Here is a 9,477-nt window from a genome sequence, read left to right on the forward strand (position 1 = left end):
GGGCACTATTTATTTTGCTTGAAATGCAGCGATGGTAGTATCCAGCATCCGATGAGAATATCCCCACTCATTATCAAACCAGGCCTGGATTTTGACCAGCCGCTTTCTGCTCACCCGGGTCTGGTGAAGATCAATAATTGAAGATCGGGAATCATGATTAAAATCACAGGAGACCAGATATTCATCGGTCACGCCCAGGATATCTTTCAATCCCTGTTCAGATGCTTTGGTTAACGCATTGTTGACTGCCTGAATATCCGTATCAGACTTTACCATAAGAACGATATCCATAATAGATACATTGGTGGTGGGAACCCTGATAGCCAGTGTTTCAAATTTTCCTTCCATGGACGGCAGTATTTTGGAGATCCCTTTTTCCAGGGCTGTATTCACCGGGATGATGGACAGCAAAGCCGACCGCGTCTTCCTCAGATCAGAATTGTAGGCGTCAATTACAGGTTGATCATGCATGGCAGAATGAATAGTGGTAATGGCCCCGCTTTCAATTCCAAAGACCTGGTCAAGCACATGAAGAACAGGGATAACGCAATTGGTTGTGCAGGAAGCATTTGAGATGATGGTATGCTCTTTTTTTAAAATTTTATGATTCACACCATAAACAATAGTGGCATCCATTTTATCTGCTGCGGGCTGTGAAAAAATAACCTTTTTGGCCCCTGAAAGCAGATGCAGCTCAGCAGACCCCCTGTCATTATAAAATCCCGTGCAATCAAGGACTGCATCAATATTCAGATCTTTCCACGGCAAATCCGCAATATTCTGTTCTTGAAACACTCTTATCCTGTCATTCCCAATAACAAGAAAGCCTTTTTCATGTTCAACATTTAAAAGAAATCTGCCATGGGTTGAATCATATTTGGTCAAATGATAAATGGTCTTTGCATCTGCTGTTTCATTTATGGCAACAAGATTAATTTTGTCATAAAACTTTTCCGATTCATATAAGGCTCTTGTAATACAGCGCCCGATCCTGCCATAGCCGTTGATCGCAATATTAATTTTCATTTTTCATCATTTCCATAAGATCTTTGTCCCACAATGCTTGGGAAACCTCAACACTTTCAAATTTTCATTCTCAATTGACTATAACTTTGACCTTATAGCACAAACTGCTCCATAATTTAATCATTAATATGCCTGTAGCAGATTCAATCTTTCAGGTTCACATGCCAAAACTTCCAATATTTTGCAGAGGTTCACAAAATTCCTTGACAGAGGTTTTAAAAGTTGCATATAGTGAAACAAGTTTAAAGGAAATAAACATGCTGGAAAAAAGAATAGCAAATAAAATTAAAAAAATCAGGAAAAGAAAAGGGTATACCCTGGAACAATTAGGCAGGCTCACAGACCTTTCAAAGGGTCTTTTATCCAGAATAGAAAACTGTCAGGTTTCCCCCCCCATTGCCACACTATCCAAAATATCACATGGCTTGGAGGTTCCCATCGGCATATTCTTTGATACAGAAGAGACAACGGGTGAAGAAGGGTATGCCGTGACATTAAAAGGCGATCGCAAACAGGTAAACAGAAGGGGGACTACGGCAGAATTAAACTATTATTCGCTGTCGGGTCTGAAATCTGACAATCTAATAGAACCTTTTATCGTAAAATACCCTGTTACTAATAAAAAACCAACGAAACTCTACGATCATCCCGGGGAAGAATTTTTCCTGGTGTTGCAAGGAAAAGTTGACTTTATATATGGTAAAAAAACAATCCGGCTTGAAACAGGTGATTCAATTCACTTTGATCCATCAACTCCCCATCGTGGGCAGAACGCCGGAGAAACTGAAAGTGAATGCCTTGTCATCATTATAGATGGAGGAAAAGAATGAAAGAGCAGATGGAAAAAAGAAGCAACCTTATGACCCAGGGGCCGCAACGTGCCCCTCACCGGTCATTGCTGAGGGCGGACGGATTCGATGACTGGGAATTTGAAAGGCCGATCATCGGCATTGCCAATTCCTTTAATGAAATTATCCCGGGCCACATGCATCTGGACAAACTGGTTCAGGCCGTGAAGGCAGGGATTTATGCGGCCGGAGGAACACCCATGGTATTCAATACCATCGGTGTTTGTGACGGGATTGCCATGAATCATGAGGGTATGAAATACTCTTTGTGCAGCCGGGAACATATCGCAGATTCTCTGGAAATCATGGCCATGGCTCATCCTTTTGACGGTCTCGTACTTCTGGCTTCCTGCGACAAGATTATTCCCGGTATGCTCATCGGTGCAGCAAGATTGAACATTCCTTCCATATTCCTTTCAGGCGGTCCCATGATTGCCGGCAGGGTCCTTGGAAAGGATACAGGTCTTGATAAGGTGTTTGAGGCTGTGGGAAGTCATGCCGCAGGAAAAATCACCACCAGTGAACTTATGGAATATGAATGCAATGCCTGCCCTGGCGCAGGTTCCTGTTCCGGGATGTTTACGGCCAATACCATGAGTAATCTAAGTGAAGCCCTTGGCATGTCCCTGCCGTTTAACGGCAGCATCCCTGCTGTTTATTCAAGGCGGACACACCTTGCAAAGCAGACCGGATTCAAAATTGTTGAACTAATCACAAAAAAAATAAAACCCAGAGATATCATGACAAAACAAGCATTTTACAATGCCATTGCCCTGGATATGGCACTTGGAGGATCAACCAATACCACCCTGCATATCCCGGCCATTGCCTATTACGCAGATGTGGATATCACTTTAAAGGATTTTAGCCTGTTTACCGAAAAAATTCCCCACCTGACCTCCCTTGCCCCTGCCGGTCCCCATCATATTGAAGACCTCTATCATGCTGGTGGTGTACCAGCGATACTGTCTGAACTGATCCGGGCAAAACGTATTGATGGAAAACAGATGACCGTGTATGGTAAACCCATGGAAGAAATGCTGAATGACATTGGGGCGGAAATAAAAAATTCTTCTGTTATCCGATCCCTTGACAATCCTGTTCATGAAACCGGAGGGTTGGCTGTTCTGACAGGGAATCTGGCTCCTGATGGTGCCATTGTCAAACAGGCGGCAGTTGCCGAAAACATGATGAAACATGAGGGGCCTGCAAAAGTTTTTGACAGCGAAGAGGAAGCCGTTACAGCAATTATGGAAGGAAAAATAAAAAAAGGAATAGTCATTGTCATACGGTATGAAGGACCCAAAGGCGGCCCTGGAATGAGGGAAATGTTATCTGCCACGTCAGCCATCGTCGGGACAGGTATGGACAAGGAAGTTGCCCTGATTACCGACGGGCGGTTTTCAGGGGCTACCCGGGGGGCTGCCATCGGGCATATTTCTCCTGAAGCTGCTGCAAAAGGTCCCATTGCCATTGTCAAAGACGGTGACATGATTGAGATTGACATTCCCGCAAAAAAAATAAATCTCAAACTATCTGAGCGGGAAATTCAGGAAAGAATCGACGGGCTGCCTGAATTTACCCCTAAAATAGATACCGGTTATCTGGCCAGATACGCAAAAATTGTTTCCAGCGCAGATAAAGGAGCAGTTTTCCCAAAATGAATTTTATGATCCCACTACTTTAAGGAGAATTTGTCGTGAAAAAACTTTTTACTTTTATGTTGGTTGTTATTATATTGTTCATTTCCAGCAATGCCCTGGCTGTCACAAAAATAAAGCTGGGGGTTGCAACCAAACCCGGCAGCGCTCAGAATATCGCTGCTGAAAAATTCAAGGAATTGATTGAGCAGCGTTCAAACAAAAAGTTTGAAGTTAAAATCTATCACTCTGCATCCCTTGGCAATGAAACCCAAATTCTTCAGCAGGTTCAGATGAGCACTCTCCAGATGGCCATTGTCACAGGCGGCCCCTTTGACACCTTTGATCCCATTACCCGGGTCATCAACTATCCTTTTCTCTTCAAAAATAATGCCCAGGCAGATAAAATCCTTGACGGCCCTCTGGGGGAACAGATACTCAAAAGCCTTGAAAGCTATGGTTTTAAAGGCTTAAGTTTTTCTGAAAACGGTTTTAGAAACCTTACCAACAGCAAACGTCCGATCAAAAGCCCTGATGATATCAATGGGCTCAAGGTAAGGGTCATGGCTTCCGCCATTCACAAGGCAATCTGGAAAGCACTTGGGGCCAATCCAACACCCATGCCCTGGCCGATTTATACGGAACTTGAACAAAAGGTTATTGACGGACAGGAAAACCCGTTGTGGGTCATGGAAGTGTATAAATTTTATGAAATCCAAAAATATATGACTCTTTCCCGCCATGTTTACTCATACCACATAGATGTTGCATCTCTCAAATGGTGGGAAACCCTTGCTAAAAATGATCAGGATATGATCCAGAAGGCCATGGCTGAAGCAGCGGTATACCAGCGAAACGACAATCGATCAAAAAATGCGGATCGCCTTACGCTCTTAAAGGAAAAAGGCATGCAGATTGTTGAGAATCCTGACATTGATGCATTCCGGGCCAAAGTTGCCGATCTAAAGGATATGGACATTTACAAGAACCCGAAAGTACAGGACCTGCTCTTGAAAATTATGGAAGCCGTTAAATAGTGCTCGAGTGAAAACCGTCAATTTTCCCGATTACAACGGAGACAGTATGATTGAAAAAACAAGCTCTCGTATCAACCAGTGGATAGAGTATCTGATATTTGGTCTGGGGTTCACCATGACTATCGTTGTTGCCGTCCAGGTGTTTTTTCGATATGTACTGAACCATTCTTTGTTCTGGTCAGAGGAGCTTGCCCGGTTTCTTCTGGTATGGCTGACTTTCCTGGGAGCGTCCAGCGCATATTACCGAAAGGTCAACCCGGGGGTTGATTTTCTTTACGCAAAACTCACGCCGCTGCTGAAAAAAATATCGTCAATAAGTACCCATCTGGCATCCATGTCCCTGTTTATTGTCATGATCATCTACGGATATCAATTTGCCTGGTTTGTGCGCCTGCAAATCTCTCCTGCGCTCCAGATACCCAAATGGATTATCTTGAGTATTATTCCCATCAGTGGCGTCATTCTGATGATCCATGCCGTAAGCTTTCTTTTTGCTGAATTAAAGGAAGATTCCCATGACCACTGAAGTCCTGATTCTGTCACTTCTTTTTCTTTTTGCCATCAACACACCCATTGCAATTGCCATCGGTGTTGCATCTGTTACGGCAATTCTGGTACAAGGTGATTTCAGTCTGATGATGGTGGTGCAACGCATGTTTGGCGGTGCAGACTCCTTTCATCTCATGGCCGTTCCGCTTTTCATGTTCACCGGGACCATCATGGAGGCCGGAGGCATCAGCCGCCGGATCATTGATTTTGCCAACGCTCTTGTAGGCTGGCTTCCTGGTGGGCTCGCTGCTGTAACGATTGTGGCCGCCATGTTTTTTGCGGGTATTTCAGGGTCTGCTGCTGCTGATGCAGCCGCTGTCGGCGCAATTTTGATCCCGGCCATGAAAAAGTCAGGCTATGAATCCGACTTTGCTGCAGCTGTCCAGGCCTCGGGCGGATCAATCGGTGTAATCATCCCCCCTTCCATTCCTATGATTATATTTGGTTTCCTGACAGGTGCGTCCATCGGTCGTCTTTTTGCTGCCGGTATTCTGCCCGGTATTCTGATAGGTATCTCTTTGATCAGTGTTGCCACGTTTATTTCCTGGCAAAAAGGCTACTCTGCAACAATAGCATTCTCATTCAAAGAGATATGGCGGACATTCAGACGGTCTCTTCTGGCAATGGGCGCCCCCATGATTATTCTGGGAGGGATCCTGTTCGGTATTTTCACGGCTACGGAATCCGCAGCAATTGCCGTTGTGTATGCCATGGTTGTCGGCCTGTTTGTTTACCGGAAAATAAAAATTAAAGACCTTTTCCCCCTGTTCCTCAGCGGCTCTATAACATCTGCCATTGTCATGTTTATTATTGCCACCGCCTCTGTATTCAGCTGGATTGCAGCGATTGAAGACATTCCGGCTCAAATGGCCGGAACCCTGCTGGGATTGTCTGACAACCCCGTTATTCTGCTTCTGCTGATAAATATGGTTCTGCTGATTGCCGGAACATTTGTTGAAACAACAGCAGCGCTCATACTGTTGGTGCCAATGATCACAGCCATGCAGCCGGCCCTGGGTATCGACATGATTCAGCTCGGTGTCATTGTTGTTACCAACCTGGCCATCGGCATGCTGACGCCGCCCATGGGCATATGTCTGATTGTTTCATGTTCCATATCCAATGACAGTATTGCTGCCATCAGCAGACGCATCCTGCCTTTCTTAGGCATATTAATTGTAGACCTTTTGATCATAACATTTTATTCTCCCATTACCATGTGGATGGCAAACCTGATGGTAAAATAAAAACACGGAAAGGAAATTATGAATATTACATTTATTGGCGCGGGTGCAATGGGAGGCCTTTTTGGATATTTCCTGGCACAATCAGGACAAAACGTTTTTCTCATGGATATATGGGAAGATCATGTAAGCGCCATCAATTCCCGGGGCCTTGGAGTTGAATTTAATGAAAAAATAAACTGGATGGATATCTCTGCCTCAAGCGATATGAACGATATCCGAAAATCAGATCTGGTGATCATTTTTGTAAAATCCACGCAGACAGAACAAGCGGCTGTTCAGGCCTTAAAATGTTTAAATGATGACAGCCTTGTATTAACCCTTCAAAACGGAATGGGCAATGCCGATAAAATTTCACAGGTTGTAGATCCTGACAGGGTCATTGCCGGTACAACCTCCCACGGGGCAACCATACTGGGCCCGGGACTCATCCGCCATGCAGGTGCCGGCCCTACGCTGATCGGCATGTGGTCAGAAAAAAACAACACAGAACTTACAAATATTAAAAATGTATTTTGCAATGCAGGTATTGACACCAGAATAGAGGATAATATACATCTGATAGTCTGGAAGAAACTGATAATTAATGTGGGGATTAATGCTGTTACTGCCCTGACAGGGATAAAAAACGGCAAAATAATCGATTCCCCACCCACGGGCAAACTTGTCCGTATGGTTGTGAAAGAAGCCTGTGATGTGGCCCTGGCCCATGGTGTGAAACTTCCGGATGATATTGTCGAGCAGGTATTTACAATTGCAAAGGCAACCGGTCTCAACCGGTCATCCATGGGACAGGATGTAGATCATAAGCGACTGACTGAAATTGATGCTATCAATGGTGCCATCGTCAGTCTGGCACAAAAAAAAGGGATACCCGTTCCGGTAAACCAGACATTGACTGCACTGGTGCAAACATTGCAAAAGAATTATAAATAAGGGTCTGCAAATAAGGAGGAAAGTAAAATGGGCAACAAAAAAATAACTATCCAGGATATCAGACAGGCCAAGAAAGATCATCGGAAAATTGTGATGGTTACTGCCTATGACTATCCCTTCGGATTAATGGCAGACGAGGCTGGTGTGGATATTGTCCTGGTGGGAGACTCTCTGGGGATGGTGGTCATGGGGCTTGACGGTACGGTTGAGGTCACCATGGAACACATGATACACCATATCAGAGCGGTGAGTCGCGGATGCAAGACGCCGCTTGTTATCGGAGACATGCCGTTTATGAGTTACAACACCTCTGTCCGGGATGCCATTATCAATGCCGGCCGACTGATGAAAGAAGGCGGATGCGATGTTGTCAAGCTTGAAGGCGGTGTCGATTTTGCCCCCACTATTGAAGCCATTGTAAAGGCGGGAATCCCTGTTCAGGGTCATATCGGGCTGACTCCCCAGACTGCCAGCGCCCTTGGCGGGTTCAAGATGCAGGGCAAGGACGCAAAAGCGGCCAAACGTATTGTTGACGATGCTAAAGCCCTGGAGGATGCCGGTGTCTTTTCCATGATTCTTGAAGCTGTTCCCGCACCCCTTGGAGAAATTGTTGCAGAGGCTGTCAGCGTCCCGGTTATCGGGATAGGAGCAGGCAGTCAAGTGGACGGCCAGGTGCTTGTAACCCATGATATGATCGGACTGTTTGATAAATTTATACCCAAATTTGTTAAACAGTACACAAAGATCAGACCCACGATTATAGAAGCTATGAAAGCCTATAAAGAAGACGTAATCAACCAGGGTTTTCCCGCTCAGGAACATTCCTTTAACATGCCGGATAAGGCTCTGGAGGAATTAAAAAAAATGATTCAAGAATAAAAAACTATTTCCTCAACTTTTCCAGAGCGTTATCATATGATTTCACTATGATTTCCCATGAAAACTGTTCCAGTTCTATGGACAATCTTTCTTGCAGAGGCAAATATTCCTGATAATTTACGAGCATGTCTTCCAGCCTTGTTATCAGTTCTTCTTTTGTCTGATATAAAATTTTGGAATGAAATTCTTTGGGCATAATCTCAGGATAAGATAACCGGTTCGGCAGCAGTGGGATACAACCGAATCTTATTGCCTCGACAACGGAAATACCAAAATTCTCCTGGATTGCACAGCTCACGACAATTGCTCCTTTTTTTAACCAGGACAGATACTCGTTTCGGGATTCAACATACCCGTAAACAACCATCTCATCTTTAAATTGTTCCCGGGCCCGGCTGAAAACCTCAGGAAACATGGCAAGCCTTTCCCCCAACAAGGCCAGGGAAAAAGGAATATTCTTTTCTTTTAAGCCGCCTAAAACTTCAAAAAAGAGTTTGGGATTCTTATCATATTCCCACCTGTGATTCCATATGATCAACGGCTTATTCATATCCCGTTCTTTTAAATCAACCCTGCCCTTTTCAAACCGGCATCCCGGATAAACCACTTCGGTTTTTTCCCTGATTTGTTCAATCATCCATTTGGGCCTGAAATCCGGCATTTGTTTGATCAATTGGCTTGCTGAAGAAATAAAATCATTAAAATGAAATCTGGAATTAAATAAAACCTTATCCGCAGCCAATGCAGAAATAATATTGGTAAACCCCAGATGAAAATCACGTTTTTGCCTGGGTGCCAATGGATAGGACAATTGGTTTTCATGAAAATACATCAATGCGGGAGGAAGATCAAAGCCTGCAAGAGACATAAAATCTGTTAAATCCAGCATATCAGTGGTGATAATCGCATCAAACACTGAGAAGTCTTTGATTTGATTGACAAAATAAAGGGCTGCCCCTCTCATGCGCCATTTCCAAAATCTGTCCGGAAGCGTTACAAGCGTTACATCATGACAGGAGTGGGCCTTAAAACCCACTGCAAAGTCTTTATGAGACCCGCCGAAAAAAGGTTCGAGAAATAGAATTTTCATAATAAAATGTTTACAATGTATTTTATTTTATTTTCCATAGATTTTTTTTCCTTTCCGCCAAAATCAGCTTTGCTTTACACCATCTCTGATTCGCTAAAACCACAGATGTTTCCATTTGTCGCTCTGGAATCGACCAGTAATCACTGAGAAGAAGGTTCTTCTCTTCCTCTGACACCAGGGTATATCCGTTTTTTTCATAAAATGAGATTGCCCATAAAGAGGCTGCCC

Annotated in this window: 10 protein-coding genes; 7 read left to right on the top strand and 3 right to left on the bottom strand. The window is 44.1% G+C overall.

What is annotated here, in order from left to right; all coding sequences use genetic code 11:
- Positions 1-9: 9 nt before the first annotated feature.
- Positions 10-1,026, bottom strand: a complete 1,017-nt coding sequence (gene gap / locus QAI40_RS09685; RefSeq protein WP_299980710.1) for a type I glyceraldehyde-3-phosphate dehydrogenase — start codon at positions 1,024-1,026, stop codon at positions 10-12.
- Between the two features lie 257 nt (positions 1,027-1,283).
- Here gap and QAI40_RS09690 point away from each other — a divergent pair, with 257 nt between their 5' ends.
- Genes QAI40_RS09690 through panB form a run of 7 tightly spaced genes read left to right on the top strand, consistent with a single transcriptional unit; the run spans position 1,284 to position 8,159 of the window.
- On the top strand, positions 1,284-1,856 hold the full coding sequence (locus QAI40_RS09690) for a helix-turn-helix domain-containing protein (RefSeq protein ID WP_299980711.1): 573 nt from the start codon (positions 1,284-1,286) through the stop codon (positions 1,854-1,856).
- A complete protein-coding gene (ilvD, locus tag QAI40_RS09695) occupies positions 1,853-3,538 on the top strand; it encodes a dihydroxy-acid dehydratase (protein ID WP_299980712.1) in 1,686 nt (561 codons plus the stop codon). The genes QAI40_RS09690 and ilvD overlap by 4 nt, the downstream gene beginning before the upstream one ends.
- Before the next feature lie 35 nt (positions 3,539-3,573).
- The gene (locus QAI40_RS09700; protein WP_299980713.1) at positions 3,574-4,551 is read left to right on the top strand and encodes a TRAP transporter substrate-binding protein; all 978 of its coding nucleotides are present in this window, start codon (positions 3,574-3,576) and stop codon (positions 4,549-4,551) included.
- A gap of 46 nt (positions 4,552-4,597) precedes the next feature.
- On the top strand, positions 4,598-5,077 hold the full coding sequence (locus QAI40_RS09705) for a TRAP transporter small permease (RefSeq protein WP_299980715.1): 480 nt from the start codon (positions 4,598-4,600) through the stop codon (positions 5,075-5,077).
- A complete protein-coding gene (locus QAI40_RS09710) occupies positions 5,067-6,347 on the top strand; it encodes a TRAP transporter large permease (RefSeq protein ID WP_299980717.1) in 1,281 nt (426 codons plus the stop codon). The genes QAI40_RS09705 and QAI40_RS09710 overlap by 11 nt, the downstream gene beginning before the upstream one ends.
- 18 nt (positions 6,348-6,365) lie before the next feature.
- On the top strand, positions 6,366-7,280 hold the full coding sequence (locus tag QAI40_RS09715; protein WP_299980719.1) for a ketopantoate reductase family protein: 915 nt from the start codon (positions 6,366-6,368) through the stop codon (positions 7,278-7,280).
- A gap of 27 nt (positions 7,281-7,307) precedes the next feature.
- Positions 7,308-8,159 carry a 3-methyl-2-oxobutanoate hydroxymethyltransferase gene (panB, locus tag QAI40_RS09720; protein ID WP_299980721.1) on the top strand — a complete coding sequence of 284 codons (852 nt, stop codon included), beginning with the start codon at positions 7,308-7,310 and terminating at the stop codon, positions 8,157-8,159.
- Positions 8,160-8,163: 4 nt separating this feature from the next.
- Here panB and QAI40_RS09725 read toward each other — a convergent pair whose 3' ends face one another.
- Together QAI40_RS09725 and QAI40_RS09730 are read right to left on the bottom strand one after the other, a co-directional pair.
- The gene (locus tag QAI40_RS09725; RefSeq protein ID WP_304511607.1) at positions 8,164-9,249 is read right to left on the bottom strand and encodes a tRNA-queuosine alpha-mannosyltransferase domain-containing protein; all 1,086 of its coding nucleotides are present in this window, start codon (positions 9,247-9,249) and stop codon (positions 8,164-8,166) included.
- Between the two features lie 22 nt (positions 9,250-9,271).
- Positions 9,272-9,477: hypothetical protein (locus tag QAI40_RS09730; RefSeq protein WP_304511608.1), on the bottom strand; the 206-nt coding region annotated here is incomplete at its 5' end.

The sequence above is a fragment of the Desulfobacula sp. genome (assembly GCF_030611305.1).
Classification (GTDB): Bacteria; Desulfobacterota; Desulfobacteria; order Desulfobacterales; family Desulfobacteraceae; genus Desulfobacula.